The sequence below is a fragment of the Nocardioides sp. Kera G14 genome (assembly GCF_020715565.1).
Taxonomy (GTDB): Bacteria; Actinomycetota; Actinomycetes; order Propionibacteriales; family Nocardioidaceae; genus Nocardioides.
This window is the reverse complement of the sequence record NZ_CP085839.1, coordinates 271,108-290,736: the sequence shown is the minus strand read 5'-3', so window position 1 is coordinate 290,736 and position 19,629 is coordinate 271,108. Positions and strand designations below refer to the sequence as shown.

General features: G+C 69.2%; 13 protein-coding genes. 2 read left to right on the top strand and 11 right to left on the bottom strand.

Annotated elements, in window-relative coordinates; all coding sequences use genetic code 11:
- Window position 1: 1 nt before the first annotated feature.
- From LH076_RS01445 to pdxH, 3 genes are read right to left on the bottom strand one after another with little or no spacing between them, the layout of a single operon-like run.
- Window positions 2–2,029: an ABC transporter ATP-binding protein gene (locus tag LH076_RS01445; protein WP_321573725.1), complete on the bottom strand. Its 2,028-nt coding sequence runs from the start codon at window positions 2,027–2,029 to the stop codon at window positions 2–4.
- A complete protein-coding gene (locus tag LH076_RS01440; protein ID WP_227782195.1) occupies window positions 2,026–3,777 on the bottom strand; it encodes an ABC transporter ATP-binding protein in 1,752 nt (583 codons plus the stop codon). Before LH076_RS01440 ends, LH076_RS01445 begins: the two co-directional genes overlap by 4 nt.
- Before the next feature lie 9 nt (window positions 3,778–3,786).
- Window positions 3,787–4,434: a pyridoxamine 5'-phosphate oxidase gene (pdxH, locus tag LH076_RS01435; RefSeq protein ID WP_227782194.1), complete on the bottom strand. Its 648-nt coding sequence runs from the start codon at window positions 4,432–4,434 to the stop codon at window positions 3,787–3,789.
- A gap of 85 nt (window positions 4,435–4,519) precedes the next feature.
- On the opposite strand from pdxH, the gene LH076_RS01430 reads away from it, so the two are divergent.
- A complete protein-coding gene (locus LH076_RS01430; RefSeq protein ID WP_227782193.1) occupies window positions 4,520–5,629 on the top strand; it encodes a citrate synthase 2 in 1,110 nt (369 codons plus the stop codon).
- Between the two features lie 36 nt (window positions 5,630–5,665).
- On the opposite strand, the gene LH076_RS01425 is transcribed toward LH076_RS01430, so the two are convergent.
- Entirely contained in the window at window positions 5,666–6,151 is a 486-nt protein-coding gene (locus tag LH076_RS01425; RefSeq protein ID WP_227782192.1) for a GNAT family N-acetyltransferase, read from the bottom strand.
- Between the two features lie 19 nt (window positions 6,152–6,170).
- Between LH076_RS01425 and serC the strand changes: the two genes are divergently transcribed.
- Window positions 6,171–7,298, top strand: a complete 1,128-nt coding sequence (serC, locus tag LH076_RS01420; RefSeq protein ID WP_227782191.1) for a phosphoserine transaminase — start codon at window positions 6,171–6,173, stop codon at window positions 7,296–7,298.
- Here the strand turns inward: serC and LH076_RS01415 are convergent.
- From LH076_RS01415 to LH076_RS01385, 7 genes are all read right to left on the bottom strand, one after another.
- A complete protein-coding gene (locus LH076_RS01415) occupies window positions 7,295–8,302 on the bottom strand; it encodes a DNA topoisomerase IB (protein WP_227782190.1) in 1,008 nt (335 codons plus the stop codon). The two genes, serC and LH076_RS01415, sit on opposite strands and share 4 nt — an antisense overlap.
- Window positions 8,303–8,331: 29 nt before the next feature.
- Window positions 8,332–9,306 (bottom strand): hypothetical protein, encoded by a 975-nt coding sequence (locus LH076_RS01410; protein ID WP_227782189.1) that lies wholly within the window; start codon window positions 9,304–9,306, stop codon window positions 8,332–8,334.
- 10 nt (window positions 9,307–9,316) lie between these two features.
- Complete coding sequence (locus LH076_RS01405; protein ID WP_415753307.1) at window positions 9,317–10,495, bottom strand: class I SAM-dependent methyltransferase; 1,179 nt, start codon at window positions 10,493–10,495, stop codon at window positions 9,317–9,319.
- A 130-nt stretch (window positions 10,496–10,625) separates the two neighbouring features.
- On the bottom strand, window positions 10,626–13,439 hold the full coding sequence (locus tag LH076_RS01400) for an FAD-binding and (Fe-S)-binding domain-containing protein (protein WP_227782187.1): 2,814 nt from the start codon (window positions 13,437–13,439) through the stop codon (window positions 10,626–10,628).
- A complete protein-coding gene (locus LH076_RS01395) occupies window positions 13,436–14,341 on the bottom strand; it encodes an NUDIX domain-containing protein (RefSeq protein WP_227782186.1) in 906 nt (301 codons plus the stop codon). Before LH076_RS01395 ends, LH076_RS01400 begins: the two co-directional genes overlap by 4 nt.
- A gap of 24 nt (window positions 14,342–14,365) precedes the next feature.
- Entirely contained in the window at window positions 14,366–15,637 is a 1,272-nt protein-coding gene (locus tag LH076_RS01390) for a geranylgeranyl reductase family protein (RefSeq protein ID WP_227782185.1), read from the bottom strand.
- 127 nt (window positions 15,638–15,764) lie between these two features.
- Complete coding sequence (locus tag LH076_RS01385) at window positions 15,765–19,610, bottom strand: DNA-directed RNA polymerase subunit beta' (protein WP_321573724.1); 3,846 nt, start codon at window positions 19,608–19,610, stop codon at window positions 15,765–15,767.
- Window positions 19,611–19,629 lie beyond the last annotated feature (19 nt).

Here is a 19,629-nt window from a genome sequence, read left to right as displayed (position 1 = left end):
GTCAGGTCAGGGCACCCGCGGTGTCAGCCTCCGGGTCGACCGCGGCCGCGAACTGCGACTGGTAGAGCCGCGCGTACGCACCGCCTGCCGCGATCAGCTCGTCGTGGGTGCCCTGCTCGACGATCCGGCCCGCCTCCATGACGAGGATCAGGTCGGCGTCACGGATGGTGGAGAGTCGGTGGGCGATCACGAAACTGGTCCGGTCCGAGCGCAGCGCGGCCATCGCCTGCTGCAGGAGCAGCTCGGTGCGGGTGTCGACCGATGAGGTCGCCTCGTCGAGGATCAGCAGCGCCGGCTGGGCGAGGAAGGCGCGGCAGATGGTGAGCAGCTGCCTCTCCCCCGCCGACAGCGAGCCGCCCTCACCGTCGAGCATCGTGTCGTAGCCGTCGGGCAGGGAGTGCACGAAGCGGTCGACGAAGGTCGCCCGGGCCGCTTCCATCAGCTCCTCCTCGGTCGCGTCGGGGCGGCCGTAGAGGAGGTTCTCGCGGATGGTGCCCTCGAAGAGCCAGGTGTCCTGGAGAACCATGCCGGTCTGCCCGCGCAGGACGCTCCGCGGGATGGCGGTGATGTCGACACCGTCCAGTGTGATCCGGCCGCCGTCGAGCTCGTAGAACCGCATGATCAGGTTGACCAACGTCGTCTTGCCGGCACCCGTCGGGCCCACGATCGCGACCGTCTGGCCGGGCTTGGCCACGAGGTCGAGGTCGGTGATGAGCGGTGTCTCGTGGTCGTAGGAGAAGGAGACCTTCTCGAACCGCACCTCGCCGTTGACCTCTCCCCGACGTACGGCTGCGAGCGTGCCGCTCTCCTCACGGACCTGCTCCGGCGCGTCGATCAGCTCGAAGACCCGCTCCGCAGAGGCGACACCGGACTGGAGGAGGTTCATCATCGAGGCCATCTGCGTGAGCGGCATGTTGAACTGCCGGCTGTACTGGATGAAGGCCTGGATCTCACCGACGGTCAGGGCACCGTGGGCGACCCGCAGGCCACCGACGACCGCGACCGCGACGAAGTTGAGGTTGCCGATGAACATCATGATGGGCATCACGAGGCCGCTCATGAACTGCGCCTTGAAACCGGCCTCGTAGAGGGCGGCGTTGCGTTCCGCGAACGTCGCCTCGACCTCGGCCTGGCGACCGAAGACCCGGACGAGGTCGTGGCCGGAGAAGGTCTCCTCGATGTGCGCGTTGAGCTGGCCGGTCGAGCGCCACTGCTGGACGAACTGCCCCTGCGAGCGCTTCATCACCTGACGGGCCACGGTCATCGAGATCGGCACCGAGATGAGCGCGATCAGGGCGAGCAGCGGCGAGATCCACAGCATCATCGCGAGGATCGACACCACGCTCACGACCGAGGTGAGGAGCTGCGACATCGTCTGGCCCAGCGTCTGCGAGACGTTGTCGATGTCATTGGTGACGCGCGACAGGATCTCGCCGCGCGGCTGGGAGTCGAAGTACTCCAGCGGCAGCACGTTGAGCTTCGCCTCCACGTCCGCGCGCAGGTCGCGCACGGTGCGCTGCACCATCGAGTTGAGCAGCAGCGCCTGGAGGAAGGCGAAGAGGTTGGAGGCGATGTAGAGGCCGAGGACGAAGAGCAGGATCTGCCCGACGGCGGTGAAGTCCACGCCGTGGCCGGGGACCACGTGGTCCATCCCCGAGATGAGGTCGGCCAGTCGGTCCTGACCCTTGGCGTGCATGTCGGCGACGACCTGGTCGACCGTGACGCCACTGGGCAGGGTGCGGCCGATCGCACCGGCGAAGACCCGGTCGGTCGCGTGGCCGAGGTAGCGCGGCGCGAGAGCGGTCAGCAGCACGCTGATGACGGCGAGCGTGACGACGGCGACACCCTCGATGCGGCCGGGGAAGAGCCGTCCGAGGAGGCGCTTCGCGGAGGGGCCGAAGGTCGAGGCCTTCCCGCCGACCATGCCGCCGCCCATCGGCCCGCGGCCGGGGCCGCCCGCCATCTGGATGCGCTCGACGGCCTTCATCTGCGTGCCCTGCTTCGACTGCACAGGCTTCTGGTCACTCATGCCGCCGCCTCCTCCGCGCTCAGCTGCGAGGCGACGATCTCCTGGTACGTCGGGTTGCTGGCGACCAGCTCCTCGTGGGTGCCCCGCCCCACGATCCGGCCGTCGTCGAGGACGAGGATCAGGTCGGCGTCGCGGATGGTCGAGACCCGCTGGGCGACGATGACCACCGTCGAGTCTCGCGTCTCGGGTTTCAGCGCGGCGCGCAGTCGGGCGTCGGTGGCGAGGTCCAGCGCGGAGAACGAGTCGTCGAAGAGGTAGATCTCGGGTCGACGTACGAGCGCGCGGGCGATGGCCAGGCGCTGGCGCTGGCCACCGGAGAAGTTGGTGCCGCCCTGCACGACCGGAGAGTCCAGGCCGGACTCCATGGCGCGGACGAAGTCGGCCGCCTGCGCGATCTCGAGGGCGTGCCAGAGGGCCTCGTCCGTGGCGTCCTCGGCGGTGTTGGCACCGTAGAGCAGGTTGGAGCGGATCGTGCCGGAGAAGAGGAAGGCCCGCTGGGGCACGAGACCGAGCCGCGCACCGAGGGCGTCGGGCGCCCATTCGCGCACGTCGATGCCGTCCACGCGGACGGCACCGTCGGTGGTGTCGAAGAGCCGCGGCACGAGGTTGATCAGGGTCGACTTCCCGGCGCCGGTGGAGCCGATGACGGCCACCGTCTGGCCGCGGGTCGCGGTGAACGAGAGGTCGGTGAGGACAGGCTGCTCGGCGCCGGGATAGGTGAAATCGACGTCGGCGAAGGTCAGCTCGCCGCGCGCGCCGGCCGGTGCGGAGGCGACGCCGGTGGGAGACATCACGATCGACGGGACGACGTCGAGGACCTCCTGGATCCGCTCCGCACAGACGGCCGAGCGCGGCATCTGCATGAAGACGAACGTCCCCATCATCACGCTCATCATCACCTGCATGAGGTAGGAGAGGAACGCGGTCAGCGGGCCGACCTGCATCGTGCCATCGTCGACGAGGTGGCCGCCGAACCAGATCACGCCGACGGCCGCGACGTTGACGATCACCATCATCATCGGGAAGAAGAGCGCCAGCCACCGGCCGGCCTTGAGCGAGACGTCGGTGAGCTCCTCGTTGGCCACGTCGAAGCGGACCTTCTCCTGCGGCTCGCGGACGAAGGCGCGTACGACGCGGATGCCGGTGATCTGCTCGCGGAGCACCCGGTTGACGCCGTCGAGGCGCGACTGGACCTTGGCCATGTTGGGCACGATTCGGCTCGCGATGATGCCGACGGTGACGAAGAGCGCGGGGATGAGCACCGCGAAGAGCCAGGCCAGGTGGGCATCCTGGTGCAGCGCCATGAAGACGGCACCGATCATCATGATCGGGATCGAGGCCGCCATGCCGCAGACGAGGTAGCCGAACATCTGGACCTGCTGGGCGTCGTTGGTCGTGCGGGTGATCAGGCTGGGTGCGCCGAAGCGTCCGATCTCGAAGGCGCCGAAGGAACCGACCTTGCTGAAGAGCGCCCGGCGCAGGTCACGTCCGAACCCCATGGACGCCCGCGATGCGCAGTAGGAGGCGGTGACGGAGCAGATGATCTGCAGGACCGAGACGGCGAGCATCCACGCGCCGGTGCGGACGATGTAGTCCTGGTCGCCCTGGGCGACGCCCTTGTCGATGATGTCGGCGTTGAGGCTCGGCAGGTAGAGCATCGCGCCGGTGCTGAGGAACTGCAGCACGACGATGGTCGCCAACCACGATTTGTACGGAGCGAGAAAGGTCCGGAGGACGCGGAACAGCACTGCCGAAGCCTACGGCGCCAGGCGCTGATGCTCCCACTGACTATTGTCACGAAGGTCGTAGACGAAGCGGTCGTGCAGCCGGCCCGTACGGCCCTGCCAGAACTCGAAGCGGGTCGGTGTGACGCGGTAGCCGCCCCATTCGTCGGGCGGCTCGATGTCCTCGACCCCCTCGAAGCGCTGCTCGACCTCGCGGTAGGCGGCGTCCAACGCCTCGCGCGACTCGACCGGCTCGGACTGGTGACTCGCCCAGGCGCCGAGCTGGGATCCCCGAGGACGCTGGGAGAAGTAGGCCTTGACCTCCTCCCGCGTCACCGCCGCCGCTGTGCCCTCGACCCGGACCTGCCGCTCGAGCGGATGCCACGGGAAGAGCAGCGCGATGTGCGGATTGGCCGCGAGCTCGCGCCCCTTGCGCCCGGACTGGTTGGTGTAGAAGACGAAGCCTCCGCTGCTGAAACCCTTGAGCAGGACGAACCGCGCCGACGGGACGCCGTCGGGCGTGGCGGTCGCGACCACCATCGCGTTGGGCTCGTGGATCTCGGCGGTCACCGCGTCGTCGTACCAGCGCGCGAACATGTCGAAGGGGTCCGGCGACAGGTCGGGCTCGTCGAGTCCGCCGGCCGCGTAGTCGCGCCGCAGAGCGGAGAGGTCGGCGTCCATACCGTGACCATAGACGGCCCTGGAAGGCCCATCCCGCGCCGACTGCGGCACAATGCCCGATGGATCACATGACATAAGGAGAGACATGGCTGACTCGCCGGTCGTACACGACGGGCTCGAGGGCGTCGTCGCATTCGAGACCAAGATTGCCGAGCCCGACAAGGAGGGCTCTGCGCTCCGCTACCGCGGCGTCGACATCGAGGACCTCGCCGGGCGCGTCCCGTTCGAGAAGGTCTGGGGCCTCCTCGTCGACGGCACCTTCGACCCGGGCCTCCAGCCTGCCGAGGCCTTCTCGCTGCCTGTCCACACCGGTGACGTCCGCGTCGACCTGCAGTCCGCGATCGCGCAGCTCGCCACCTTCTTCGGCATCACGTACACCTTCGACTCGACGCCGGAGAAGGTCCGCGAGGACCTCGGCCGCGCGGCCGTCATGGTGCTCGCCTGGGCCGGCCAGTCCGCCCGCGGCCTCGGCCTCCCGGTTGTCTCCCAGCGCGTCGTCGACGAGGGGCAGACCCTCGCCGAGAAGTTCCTGCTCCGCTGGCGCGGTGAGGCCGATCCCAAGCACGTCAAGGCGATCGACGCCTACTGGAGCTCCGCCGCCGAGCACGGCATGAACGCCTCCACCTTCACCGCCCGCGTCATCACCTCCACCGGTGCCGACGTCGCCGCCGCCCTGTCGGGCGCGATCGGCGCGATGTCGGGTCCGCTGCACGGCGGCGCCCCCTCCCGGGTCCTCGGCATGATCGAGGAGGTCGAGAAGGCCGGCGACGCCCGTGCCTACGTCAAGGGGCTCCTCGACTCCGGCGAGCGCCTGATGGGCTTCGGCCACCGCGTCTACCGTGCGCAGGACCCGCGCGCCCGCGTCCTGCGGCGTACGGCGGAGGAGCTCGGTGCTCCCCGCTACGAGGTCGCCAAGGCGCTGGAGGAGGCCGCCTTGGCCGAGCTCCGTGAGCGTCGCCCCGACCGTGTGCTCGAGACCAACGTGGAGTTCTGGGCGGCGATCGTCCTCGACTTCGCCGAGATCCCCGCCCACATGTTCACGTCGATGTTCACCTGTGCCCGCACCGGCGGTTGGTCGGCCCACATCCTCGAGCAGAAGACCACCGGTCGCCTGATCCGCCCGTCGGCGATCTACACCGGCCCGGGCACCCGCCCGGTGTCCGACATCGAGGGCTACGACCCGTCCTGGACCTGATTCTGCGAAACGCCTCTGACGCGTGCGGACGCTCCGTCAGAGGTGTTTCCCGTAACACCGATTCAGCGGAGCACCGGCGTAGTGGCCGAAGCCTTGGATGGGCTCATAGCCGTGCGCCTCGTAGAAGGCGATCCCCTCGGGCTGCTTGAGACCGGTCGAGAGGACGAGCGCCTCGAAGCCGTTCTCGCGCGCCGACTCCTCGAGCGCCCGGAGGATCTCGCCGGCGAAGCCGCGGCGCTGCATCTCCGGGATCACGTGCATCCGCTTGAGCTCGGCGGTCTTCGTCGTCCCGAGACGGTCGACGCCCACACGGCGCCAGGCGCCCGTCGCGACCGGTTTGCCGTCCACGTAGCCGACGAGGAAGATCCCCTCGGGCTCGACGAACTGGCTCGGGCCGGTCGGATCGTCATCCCCGTCGCCGTACCGCTCGGCGTAGAAGGCCTGCAGCCTCGCGGTCAGCGCCTGCGCGTCCTCATGGTCATATCCGAGACGCTTGATACTGAGTCGATCCGGGCCGGGCACGGATGGGAGGATATTCACCGTGGCCGACCCCAGGACAATCGTTATCCCTGCCGAGCTGCTGCCCGCCGACGGCCGCTTCGGCTCCGGCCCGTCGAAGGTGACGGCCGGCCGGCTCGAGGCACTCGCGGCCACGGGGAGCACCCTGGTCGGCACCTCCCACCGGCAGCCGCCGGTCAAGAAGCTCGTACGTCGGGTCGTCGACGGCCTCACCACCCTCTTCGGCCTGCCCGACGGGTTCGAGATCGCGATCGGCAACGGCGGCTCGGCGGCCTTCTGGGACCTGGCCACCTTCGCGCTGATCGAGGAGCGCTCGCAGCACGCGGTCTTCGGTGAGTTCGGCGCGAAGTTCGCCAAGGCGGCCAACGCCGCACCGTGGCTGAAGGCCCCGGCCATGCGCACGGCCGAGCCGGGCACCCGCGTCGAGGTCGCCTTCGATGCCGACGTGGATACCTACGCGTGGACCCACAACGAGACCTCCACCGGTGTGTGGGCGCCCGTGGGGCGACCGGCCGGCATGACGCCCGAGCAGCTCACGCTCGTCGACGCCACCTCAGCTGCGGGCGGGCTCGCCCTCGACCTCAGCCAGGCCGACGTCTACTACTTCGCCCCGCAGAAGTCCTTCGCCTCCGACGGCGGCCTGTGGATCACCACCCTCTCCCCCGCCGCCATCGAGCGCGCGGAGAAGATCGCCGCGTCGGGCCGCTACATCCCCGAGTTCTTCTCGCTCACGACCGCGCTCAAGAACACCCGCGCCGACCAGACCCTCAATACTCCTGCCGTCGCGACGCTCTTCCTGATGGCGGAGCAGCTGGACTGGATGAACGCGAACGGCGGACTTGCGGGCATGGCGGCCCGGACGGCCGCCTCGGCCGCAGTCCTCTATGGCTGGGCCGAGCGGTCGTCGTACGCCGCCCCCTTCGTCGACGACCCCGAGAACCGCTCCGACGTTGTGGGCACGATCGAACTCGACCCCTCGATCTCCAAGACCGAGGTCATGGACGTGCTGCGTGCCAACGGTGTCGTCGACCTCGACGCCTACCGCGGCATCGGCGCCAACCAGCTTCGGATCGCGATGTATCCCGCCGTCGACGCCTCCGACGTCGAGGCGCTCACCACCTGCATCGACTACGTGGTGGAGCAGCTCTAGCCGATCAGGCGGAGCGTCGCTCGCTCGAGTGCCAGCTGCCGGGCATCCGTCGTCGCATGGTTCTTGCGAGTGGCCGAGGCGATGGTGCGGCCCTCCTCGAAGGCGCTGACCACCCGCGGGTCGACGTAGGACTTGCGGGCGAGCGTCGGGGTGTTGCCGAGGAACTCCGCGACCTCCTTCATCGTGTCGCTGACCAGCCGCTTCCCCTTCGTCTTCGACACCGTTCCGCCGGCCTCGTCGAGCCGTTCTGCCAGGCCGGCGGCCGCGAGCACGGTCGCGTGCCAGGTGCGGAAGTCCTTGGCGGTCGCCTCGACGCCGGTTACCTCGCGCACGTAGTCGTTGACCAGCGTGGGCAGCATCGTCCGCCACTGCCGTCCTTCGCGGAACGCGAGCAGGCCCTCGTCGCTGCCGCGACGCCGGCGCATCGCCTCGACCGCCTCGCCGACCATCGCGTCGTCGATCTCGATCCGGTGGTCCACCCCCGACTTGCCGGTGAACGTGAAGACGAGCCTGTCCTGCATGCGCCTCACGTGACGACGCTGCAGGGTGGTGAGCCCGAAGCTGCCGTGCGCATCGGCATAGACGTCGTTGCCGATCCGGAAGTAGCCCAGGTCAAGGAGCCGTACGGCGCAGGCACAGGCCCTCTCCCGGGGCATCCCGTCCTTGGCGAGGTCGGAGAGGATCCGCTCGCGCGCCTTCATCAGCGCCCGACCGAAGAGGAGCACCCGGTCGAACTTGTCCGCGTCCCGGCGCGTGCGCCAGTCCGGGTGGTAGAGGTACTGCCGCCGGCCCGCGTCGTCGGTCCCGATCGCCTGCAGGTGGCCATTGGCGTGCGGCGTGATCCATACGTCGCGCCAGGCCGGCGGGATCGCCAGCGCCCGGATGCGCTCGACGTCCTCCTCGGGAAGGCGGTCGCCGTTCTCATCGAGATAGACGAATCCTCGTCCTGCCCGTCGCCGCGTCCAGCCCGGCTGGTCCGGGGATGTCCGACGCAGCCTGACCACGACAAGGTCTTACCCGCGTGTCCCGCTTCTCATGCTCGGCGCCGCAGCAGGTAGGCGATCAGTCCCACTGCCACGATCCCTCCTCCGATCCAGGGCCACCATCCGCGCGTGCCTGATTCCCCATCCGACGGTGAGGAATCGCCCTCTCGAGCGGGCGCGGGGGCCGTTTCGGTGGAGGTCGGTGTCGCGTTCGGCGTACCCCCGTCGACGAGGGCCCTCAGTGCAGGTGAGAGCTCGGTGTGCAGTACGTCGGCATGCACCCCTTCACTCGAGAGCCAGAGCGACCCGTCGGCGGCGATGCCGAGCCCCTCACCCTGCTTCTGGTGCGGCAGTGGCATCGAGCCGAGGCGATCCAGCGACGGCCAGGCGTAGAGCGTCGCCGACGTGTAGCCGCGGAGCAGGAAGTGCTTGCCGTCGGGGAGGAAGGCGCCGTCGGTGGCCATGGGGAGCATGGCTCCGGTGGAGCTGAGGGGCTCGAGCGTGATCGCACCCGCCGGGCGGGAGTGCGTGGGCACGGCGTAGAGCGTCCCGCCGAGGAACCCCTTCGTGACGATCAGGAGACGGCCGTCAGGTGCCGCCATCAGCGTCTCCGCGTCATGGGCGCCGTCGGGGTAACGGAGCTCCAGCGGCGTGAAGCCCTCGAGCGTCTCCTGGCCTCCCAGACCGACCTTGGCCTGGGTGACCTCGATCGTGTCGCGGGCGTTGGCGTTGTCGCCGATGTCGCCCACCCACACGCGATCGCTGCGGGCCGGCCAACCGACCGGGGCCAGTGCCTCGACGTCGGTCGCGTCGTCCGCCCAGTCGCTCACCCGCAGCGTCTTCCCGTCCGGGCTCACGAGGAAGACCCGGCCGGAGTCGCCGGAGTCGTTGGTGGTGACGAAGTCACCGTTGGGAAGTGCGACCAGCGCGGAGGACTCGGTGATGTCCGGGTCGTCGAAGGAGAACGCGACGTCACCTGAGGGCCCCAGCGCCACCAGGATCGACGCCGCGATGCGGACGATCACGAACGCGCTCTCACGCGAGACCCAGGAGCTCCGCGAGCTTCGGCTTCAACGCCCACGTGGAGACGAGGTCGTCGTACTCCTTCTTCACCGAGCCGCCCTTGACCGGCCCGCCGGTGCGGACGGCTCGCAGCATGGTGTTGCGCGGCGTGTGCTGGCTCTCGACGAACTGCACGACGTCGACGCGGTAGCCGCTGATCCGCAGCAGCGACGCGCGAATACCGTCGGTGAGGGTGTCGGCGAGGCGCTCGCGGAGGATGCCGTGGCGGGTGAACATGGCGTACGGCGACGGGGTCGGTGCCTTGCGCAGCTGGGCCGAGATGTCGTGGTGGCAGCAGGGTGCGGCGAGCACGAGCGGTGCCTCCCAGTCGATCGCCCGCGCGAGGGCGTCGTCGGTGGCCGTGTCGCAGGCGTGCAGCGCGAGCACGACGTCGGGGTTCCGAGGCAGCTCGACGCCGTCGATCGTGCCGACGACGAACTCCGCGTTGACGCCCAGATCCCTCGCCACGCTGGCGTTGTGGTCCCGGGACTGCTCCTTGATGTCGACGCCCGTGACGACGACCGGGAGCTGCTTCACCGAGGTGAGGTAGCGCTGGGCGGCGAAGGTCAGATAGCCGTTGCCGCAGCCGAGGTCGACGATCCGCAGCGGCTCATCGGCCGTCGGCACTCGGAGGTGCTTCTTCGCGAGCGCGTCATCGATGGCAGTGTCGAGCTGGCGGAGGAACTCCTCGACCTGACGGTACTTCGACGCGCGGCTCGGCTTGAGCTTCCCGTCCTTGCCGGAGAGGCCGAGGGTGATGAAGACCGGGTCGGACTCCGGCAGGAGCCGCTCCTTGGGCAGGTCGTGGCTGGCCTGCTGCTCCGCGGCCTGCGCCTTCTCGACGACAGAGACCAGCGCCGTGTGGGGCGTCTTGGCCTGGACCGTCGTCTCCTCGGTCGCGGTGGTCACGACCCAGTTGGCGAAGGGCAGATCGAGCAGCTCGTCGAGTGCCTCGACCAGCGCAGAGTCGCCGACCTTGTAGTTCGCGGTGAACGCCTGCGTGGCGTCGTACGTCGTGATCTGCAGCTGACGCCCGGCCTTGAGGTCGACGTAGCGCAGCTCGGCACGCCGCCACTGCGGGTCGGTGCCGCGCTGCTTGCCGGAGGCGACCGCCTTGACCAGCTGGTCGGGATCGAGCATCACCGAACGCATCCGGTTGAGTGCCCGCAGCAGCGGCTCCGAGGTCCGCTCGCCACCGCTCACTTGAGCACCTGCGCGATCACCACGATCACGAGGAGAGCCACCAGCGCTGCAGGGATGATGTACCGGCGCTGCTTCGGGCTCACTTCACCAGTTTAGAAGCCAGGAGCTCGGCGAGGTGCATCGTGGGCACGCCGGCGAGGTCATCCAACTGGACCCGGCACGACATCCCGTCGGCGAGGATCACAGTCTCAGGGGAGGCTGCGCGCACGGCCGGGAGCAGGTGGGTCTCCGCGATCGCGACGCTCACCTCGTAGTGCCCCTCCTCCACGCCGAAGTTCCCCGCGAGACCACAGCAGCCGGCGACCTTCGTGACCGTGGCCCCCGCCTTCTCCAGCAGGCCCTGCTCGACCTTCCAGCCGAGCACCGCGTTCTGGTGGCAGTGCGGCTGCGCGACGATCTCGACGTCGCTCAGGTCGGGCAGCGGGAGCTCGAGCTTGTGCACGAGCTCGGCGAAGGTCAGCATCTGGGCCGCGACGTCGACCGCCTCGGGGATGTCGGTCAGCTCGAGCGAGTCCGAGCGCAGCGTGGCGAGGCAGGAGGGCTCGAGGCCGACGACGGGGACGCCACTGGCGACGTACGGCGCCAACGTCCGCACCGTGCGCTCCATGATCGACTTCGCCTGGTCGAGCTGGCCGGTCGTGATCCAGGTCAGGCCGCAGCAGGCGTTGTCCTTGATCACCTTGACGGTGAGGCCCTGCGCCTCGAGGAACGCGATTGCTGCCTCACCCGACTGGGTGAAGAAGTGGTCGGTGAAGGAGTCGGCCCAGATCCAGACGTCGGGCCTCTCCACCAGTGACCCGGTCTCGGCGGACCGGCGGAGGGTCGTCGGGGCGAACTTCGGCACAGACCGCCGCTGGTCGATGCCCGCGACCCACTTCGCCAGCCAGGCGAGGGGCGCGAGCTTCATCAGCAGGTTGGTGAGCCGCGCGAAGGGAGCACCGAGACGCGCCCACATCGGCAACCGGCCGAGGAGGTAGTGCGAGCGGGGGCGGCGTTTGCCGCGGAACGCTTGGTACAGCGATTCCGACTTGTACGTCGCCATGTCGACGCCGGACGGGCAGTCGGTCGAACAGCCCTTGCACGCAAGGCACAGATCCAGCGCCGCTCCGACAGCAGGATCGGCCAGCCCGCGGACGAGGCCGCCGTCGAGCGCCTCCTGGAGCACGCGGGCGCGCCCGCGGGTGGAGTCCTTCTCCTGCAGCGTGCCGAGGTAGGACGGGCACATCACGCCGCTGGTGTGCGGCGCCACGCACTTGCCGACACCGGTGCAACGGTGGACGGCGGCACCGAGATCGCCGTCGTCGTGCAGCAGGCGCAGCGAAGTGGTCGGGCGTGCGCGGGGGCGGACCGGCCGCAGGTCGTCCGTGATCGAGGCGGGGCCCTGGTCGTCCGGGCTGGCGATGTTGCCCGGGTTCATCAGGTTCTCGGGATCCGCGATCTGCTTGACCGCGCGGAAGAGGTCGATCGACTGCGGCTCGTACATCAGCGGAAGCAGCTCGGAGCGCACCCGGCCGTCGCCGTGCTCGCCCGACAGAGTGCCGCCGTACTTCTTGATGCCGTGCGCGCACGCGGTCATGAACTCGCGGAAGACCCGTGCGGAGTCAGGGTTTCCGGCCTCGAAGGGGAAGTCGATGCGGCAGTGGATGCACCCGTCGCCGAAGTGGCCGTACGGGAAGCCCTGCAGCCCGTACGCCGCCAGGATCTCGTCGAAGTCGCGCAGCCATGCCCCGAGGTGCTCGGGCGGAACCGCCGAGTCCTCCCACCCCGAGTAGGCGGGAGTCGGCAGCGAGCGACCGGCCAGGCCCGCTCCGTCCTCGCGGATCTTCCAGATCGCGGCCATCTCGCCGGCGTCACGGACGAGCCGCGCATCCAGAGCTCCGCCGGCCGCGGCAACGGCGGAGAGGAGGTCCTCGGCATGGACGCCGGCCGCCTCGGCCATCAGCCAGCCGGCGCCGGCCGGCAGCTCGGGGACGACGTTGCCCTTCGCGCGGACCAGGTCGACGATCCGGGCGTCGAGCCCCTCACACGCCAGCAGGGTTCCGGCCGTCGAGCGGGCCGCAGCGAGCACAGCCGGCACCGCATCAGCCGCTTCGTGCATCGTCGGGTAGCCCAGCACGAGCAGCATCCGACCGGGCTCGTCGACGACGAGTCGGACGGTGGTCTCGAGGATGGTCGCGAGCGTGCCCTCGGTGCCGACCAGGAAGCGGTCGACCCGGCGGCCCTTCTCCGGCAGGAGGTGCTCGAGCGAGTAGCCCGACACCTGCCGCCCGAAGCGGCCGAACTCGGTGCGCAGGTGGGCGAGATGGGCGTCACCGAGCGCGAGCAGTCGCTCCGCCGTCGCGCCGCCCGCCGACCCGTCGGCGTACTCCGCCACCTCGCCCGTCCCCCAGACGACCTTCAGTGCCTCGACGTTGTCGACGGTGCGGCCGTAGCCGAGGGCCCTGTTGCCGCAGGCGTTGTTACCGATCATCCCGCCGATCGTGCAGCGCGGGTGCGTCGACGGGTCGGGCCCGAAGCGGAGGCCGTACGGCGCCGCCGCCCGCTGCAGGTCGGCGTGGACGATCCCCGGCTCGATCCGCGCAGTCCGCGCGTCCGGATCGATCGAGATCACCCGGCGTAGGTCACGGGTGTCGACGACGATGCCCGGCCCGACCGCGTTCCCTGCGATCGACGTGCCGGCGCCGCGCAGCGTGACCGGCACACCCAGCGTCCGCGAGGCCTCGTGGATGGCGATCAGCTCGTCGGTGTGCTGCGGCCGGACCACCACCTGCGGGATGACGCGGTAGAGCGACGCGTCCGAGGAGTAGAGCGCCCGGGCCAGCGTGGAGTCGTCGACATTGCTGATCCCCCGGCTGCGCAGCTCACTCGCAAGGTCCAGGGCAACAGCAGTCACCGGGCGATTCTCCCAGATGCTGCGAGCGCCGCCGTCACCTGAGGGGTGGTGTCCAGGCCGGCGACGTCGGAGATCGCCACCCACGCCACCTGATCCGTGGTCCCGTCGACCTCCACGACGACGGGCTCCTGCGTGTCCGAGGTCGTGACGGTGAAGATCAGGTGGAGGCCGTGGAAGTCCTCGAGCCTGCCGTGGGGAGCCACTCCGGTGAAGTGAACGTCACGGATCTCGAGCGGTGCCCCGATCTCGACCTTCAGTCCGGTCTCCTCGGCGAACTCCCGCACCAGTGCCTCGCGTGGGGACTCGCCGAAGTCGATCCCGCCACCTGGCAGATGCCACTTCCCGCCGCTGACGGCGTGCGGCGCGATGCGGGTGAGGAGCACCTCCGTGCGGCCGTCGAGCGTCCGGGTGAGCAGGCCGTAGACCCCCACACGCTGCACCTGTGTCACCCGGTGCTGCGTGAGCGCGTCCCGGACGAGCGGCAGCGTGGGGATATCGCCGGAGAGCACGTCGGCGAGCGGCAGCCAGGCCGCCTCGGCCGTCGATCCACCGACCTCGACGGTGTGCGGCTCGGGCGCGTCCACGGGCACCCAGCCGTCGTAGACGATCCGGAGCGCGTGGGCGTTGACGTTGCGCCCCCGGCGCCACGTGTTGGCCGAGTGCGCCGAGAGCACCCAGGCGGTGTCGCCGACCGTGACGTCGAGACCCGTCTCCTCCCGCACCTCACGGACGACTGCTGCGCGCGGGTCCTCACCGTGGTCGAGTCCGCCGCCGGGCAGGGTCCACTGCGGTGTCGCGGTCAACGTGTCCGAGAGCCTCGACAGCAGGATCTTCTCGTCGCGCAGGATGACGGCGTACGCCGCCACCCGCTGCACCTGCGGCAGCCTCTCGCGTCTCGTCATCGCCGGAACCTCATCGAGCGGATCTCATGCGAAGAGCGGGCGACGGTCGACGGCCAGCGACCGACGTCCGGCCCACTGCCAGACGCGTGCGGCCCGGTCGCGGTCGTCGTCGGTGACGAGGTTGCCCATCCAGCGCAGGGCCAGTGTCATCAGCCAGTCACTGCGCATGCCGAGCGGGCCGAGCGCCGCCACGAGGCGGGGGTTGGTCGCGATGCCGGCGAGGCGACGGGCGATCGAGAACGCCTCGCCGTAGTGCTCGCGCAGGATCTCGGGCCAGATGTCGGTGAGCGGCGTGTTCGGCGCCTCGGCGAGGACCGAGGCGATCAGCCGCCCGGTCTCCAGGCCGTAGTCGATGCCCTCGCCGTTGAGCGGGTTGACACAGGCTGCGGCGTCACCGATCAGCGCCCAGTTGGGACCAGCGACGTTCGAGACGGCGCCACCCATCGGCAGCAGCGCACTCGCCTCCTGGCGCAGCGCGACAGCGCCGTCCGCCCCAGTGGCCTCGAGCCCGAACTCGACAGCGATCTGTGAGGCGTAGAGCCGCATCAGCGGCTTGATGGCGACGTCCGCAGGCCGCTTGGAGGTCGCGAGCGTGCCGGCACCGAGGTTGACCTGTCCACCTCCGAGCGGGAAGACCCAGCCGTACCCCGAGAGCACCGCGTCGGACTCGTCGCGGAGCTCGAGGTGGGAGGAGATCCACGGATCGTCGGCGCGGGAGGAGGCGACGTACGAGCGGCCGGCGACGCCGTACACCGTGTCCCGGTGCCACTCCCGCCCGAGCACCTTGCCCAGCGGCGACCGCACGCCGTCGGCAACGATCAGGTGGCGACACGCGATCTCGCTGCGCACACCGGCCTCGGCACCGTCGAAGAGGACGGCAGCGACCCGCTCTCCCTCCCGCCGTACGCCGACGGCCTTGAGCCCATCGAGCGCGGTCGCTCCGGACTTGATCGCCACGTCCCGCAGGTGGCCGTCCAGCTCGACGCGGGCGACAGCCGAGCCCCAGTCAGGGAGCGACCCGCCCGGCCACGGCAGCTCCAGCGTCTGCCCGAACCCGTGCGCCCGCAGGCCCCGTGAGACGGGATGCGTCCGGACCCAGTCGGTCAGGCCGAGCAGGGAGAGCTCGTGGACGGCACGCGGGGTGAGTCCGTCGCCACAGGTCTTGTCGCGCGGGAAGACAGCCATGTCGACGAGCACGACCTCGAGGCCTGCGCGCGCCGCCCACGTCGCCGCCGCCGAGCCCGCCGGGCCGGCGCCGACGACCAGGACGTCGCACGAGGTCGGAAGGGAGGACACGACACAACCCTACCGAGGGTATGAGGTGCCTGACGCGCGCGGCTAGAAGGCGCCGAAGGGGAGGCGACCCGGGTTTGGTCGCCTCCCCTTCGGAACGCAGTAGACGCGCCGTCCGGCGCCTCAGACCTCAGTTCTGGTAGGAACCGAAGTCGAAGTCGTCGAGCGCCACCGGCTGACCCGACCCGTTGCCGAAGTCGTAGTCGTAGCTGTCATATCCGGTCACCGAGTAGGCGGCCGCGCGGGCCTCCTCGGTCGGCTCGACCCGGATGCTCCGGTAGCGCTCCAGGCCGGTACCGGCCGGGATGAGCTTACCGATGATGACGTTCTCCTTCAGGCCGCGCAGGCTGTCGGAACGACCGTTGATGGCAGCGTCGGTGAGGACGCGGGTGGTCTCCTGGAAGGAGGCCGCCGACAGCCACGACTCCGTCGCGAGCGACGCCTTCGTGATGCCCATCAGCTCCGGACGACCCGAGGCCGGCTTGCCGCCCTCGGAGACGACCCGACGGTTCTCCGACTCGTAGAGAGCGCGGTCGACCAGGTCGGACGGGAGCAGGTTGGTCTCGCCGGACTCGAGCACCGTGATCCGGCGCAGCATCTGCCGGACGATGATCTCGATGTGCTTGGCGTGGATCGCCACACCCTGGCTCTTGTAGACGCCCTGGACCTCGTCCACGAGGTGCTTCTGCGTGGAGCGGACACCGAGGATGCGGAGGACCTCCTTCGGGTCGGGGGTACCGACCGTCAGGGTGCGACCGACCTCGACGTGGTCACCGTCGGCGACGTTGAGGCGCGAACGACGCGAGACGACGTACTCGACGACCTCGGAGCCGTCGTCCGGGGTGACCAGGACCTTGCGGGCCTTGTCGGTCTCCTCGATCGTCACGCGGCCGGCGGCCTCGCTGATCGGGGCGACACCCTTGGGGGTACGGGCCTCGAAGAGCTCGACGACACGCGGCAGACCCTGCGTGATGTCGGAGGCCGACGCCACACCACCGGTGTGGAAGGTACGCATCGTGAGCTGTGTGCCCGGCTCACCGATGGACTGGGCGGCGATGATGCCGACCGCCTCACCGATGTCGACGAGCTTGCCGGTCGCGAGCGAACGGCCGTAGCACTTGGCGCAGGTACCGGTCGCGGCCTCACAGGTGAGGACGGAGCGGATCTTGACCTCCTCGACGCCGGCGGCGGCGAGCTCAGCGATCTTGACGTCACCCAGGTCCTCGCCGGCGGCGGCGAGCACGGTGCCGTCGGGGCCGACGATCTCCTCGGCCGCGGTGCGGGCGTACGCCGTCGTCTCGACGTCGTCGTCCACGATCGAGACCATGAAGCCACGCTCGGTGCCGCAGTCCTCCTCGCGGATGATGACGTCCTGCGACACGTCGACCAGACGACGGGTCAGGTAACCCGAGTCGGCCGTACGGAGCGCGGTGTCGGCAAGACCCTTACGAGCACCGTGCGTCGAGATGAAGTACTCGAGCACGGAGAGGCCCTCGCGGAAGTTGGCCTTGATCGGGCGCGGGATGATCTCGCCCTTCGGGTTGGCCACAAGACCACGCATGGCGCCGACCTGGCGGATCTGGTTGAAGTTACCGGAGGCGCCGGAGGTGACCTGCATGTAGATCGGGTTCTTCTTGTCGAAGGCCTTCTCCATCGCGTCACCGACCTCCTTGGCCGCCTCGGTCCAGATCTCGACGAGCTCCTGACGGCGCTCCTCGTCAGTCACGAGACCACGCTCGAACTGCTTCTGGATCTTGGTGGCCTTGTCCTCGTAGTCCTTGAGGATCTCGATCTTGTTCGACGGCGTCGTGACGTCGTCGATGGAGACCGTGACACCCGACCGCGTGGCCCAGTGGAAGCCGTTGTCCTTGAGGGCGTCGAGCGACGCGGCGACGACGACCTTCGGGTAACGCTCCGCGAGGGCGTTGACGATGGCACCGAGGCGCTTCTTGCCGACCTCCTCGTTCACGTACGGGAAGTCCGCAGGCAGCGTGTCGTTGAAGATGGTGCGGCCCAGGGTCGTCTCGAGGATGACGGCGTCACCCTCGGTCCAGCCCTCAGGAGCCTCCCAGCCCTCCGGCGGCACGATGTCGTCGAGCCGGATCTTGACGACCGACTGCAGCGAGATCTCGCCACGGTCGAAGGCCATGATCGCCTCGGCGGGCGACGCGAAGGCGCGACCCTCACCGGGCTGCTCGTCGCGGTCGGTCGTGAGGAAGAAGAGACCGATGATCATGTCCTGCGACGGCATCGTCACCGGACGACCGTCCGACGGCTTGAGGATGTTGTTCGTCGAGAGCATGAGGACACGGGCCTCAGCCTGGGCCTCGGCCGACAGCGGCAGGTGGACAGCCATCTGGTCACCGTCGAAGTCGGCGTTGAAGGCCCCACACACGAGCGGGTGGAGCTGGATGGCCTTACCCTCGATGAGCTGAGGCTCGAACGCCTGGATGCCCAGACGGTGGAGCGTGGGCGCACGGTTGAGCAGGACCGGGTGCTCGGTGATGACCTCTTCGAGGACGTCCCACACGACCGGGCGGGCGCGCTCGACCATCCGCTTGGCGGACTTGATGTTCTGCGCGTGCGACAGGTCGACCAGGCGCTTCATCACGAACGGCTTGAAGAGCTCCAAGGCCATCTGCTTGGGCAGACCGCACTGGTGCAGCTTCAGCTGCGGACCCGAGACGATGACGGAACGACCCGAGTAGTCCACACGCTTGCCGAGGAGGTTCTGACGGAAGCGACCCTGCTTGCCCTTGAGCATGTCGGAGAGCGACTTGAGCGGGCGGTTGCCGGGGCCCGTCACCGGGCGACCACGACGGCCGTTGTCGAACAGCGAGTCGACTGCCTCCTGAAGCATGCGCTTCTCGTTGTTGACGATGATCTCCGGAGCACCGAGGTCGAGCAGTCGCTTGAGTCGGTTGTTGCGGTTGATCACACGACGGTAGAGGTCGTTCAGATCGGAGGTCGCGAAGCGGCCACCGTCGAGCTGCACCATCGGGCGCAGGTCCGGCGGGATGACCGGGACGGCGTCCAGGACCATGCCGATCGGCTGGTTGCCGGTCTTGCGGAAGGCGTCGACGACCTTGAGGCGCTTGAGGGCACGGACCTTGCGCTGGCCCTTGCCGGTAGCGATGGTCTCGCGGAGCGACTCCACCTCCCCGTCGATGTCGAAGTCCTGGAGGCGCTTCTGGATCGCCGTGGCGCCCATGTGGCCCTCGAAGTACTTGCCGAACCAGTTCTTCATCTCGCGGTAGAGGAGCTCGTCACCCATGAGGTCCTGGACCTTGAGGCTCTTGAACGTGTCCCAGACCTCCTCGAGGCGGGCGAGCTCGGCCTCGGAGCGCTTGCGGATCGAGGCGAGCTCACGCTCGGCACCGTCACGCACCTTGCGCTTCTGGTCGGCCTTGGCACCCTCGGCCTCCAGAGCCGCGAGGTCCTCCTCGAGCTTCTTCTGGCGGTCGTTGAGCGCCGTGTCCATCCGCTTGGTGAGGCGGTCACGCTCGAGGCCCACCTTGTTCTCGAGGGAGGACAGGTCGCGGTGACGGGCCTCCTCGTCGACGGAGGTGATCATGTACGCCGCGAAGTAGATGACCTTCTCGAGGTCCTTCGGGGCGAGGTCGAGCAGGTAGCCCAGCCGCGACGGAACGCCCTTGAAGTACCAGATGTGGGTCACGGGAGCAGCGAGCTCGATGTGGCCCATGCGCTCACGACGCACCTTCGAGCGGGTGACCTCGACGCCACAGCGCTCGCAGATGATGCCCTTGAAGCGCACGCGCTTGTACTTGCCGCAGTAGCACTCCCAGTCCCGGGTGGGACCGAAGATCTTCTCGCAGAAGAGGCCGTCACGCTCGGGCTTGAGCGTGCGGTAGTTGATGGTCTCCGGCTTCTTGACCTCACCGTGGCTCCACGCGCGGATCTCGTCCGCGGTGGCCAGGCCGATCCGAAGCTGGTCGAAGAAGTTAACGTCCAACACTTTGTGAATACCTACCTTG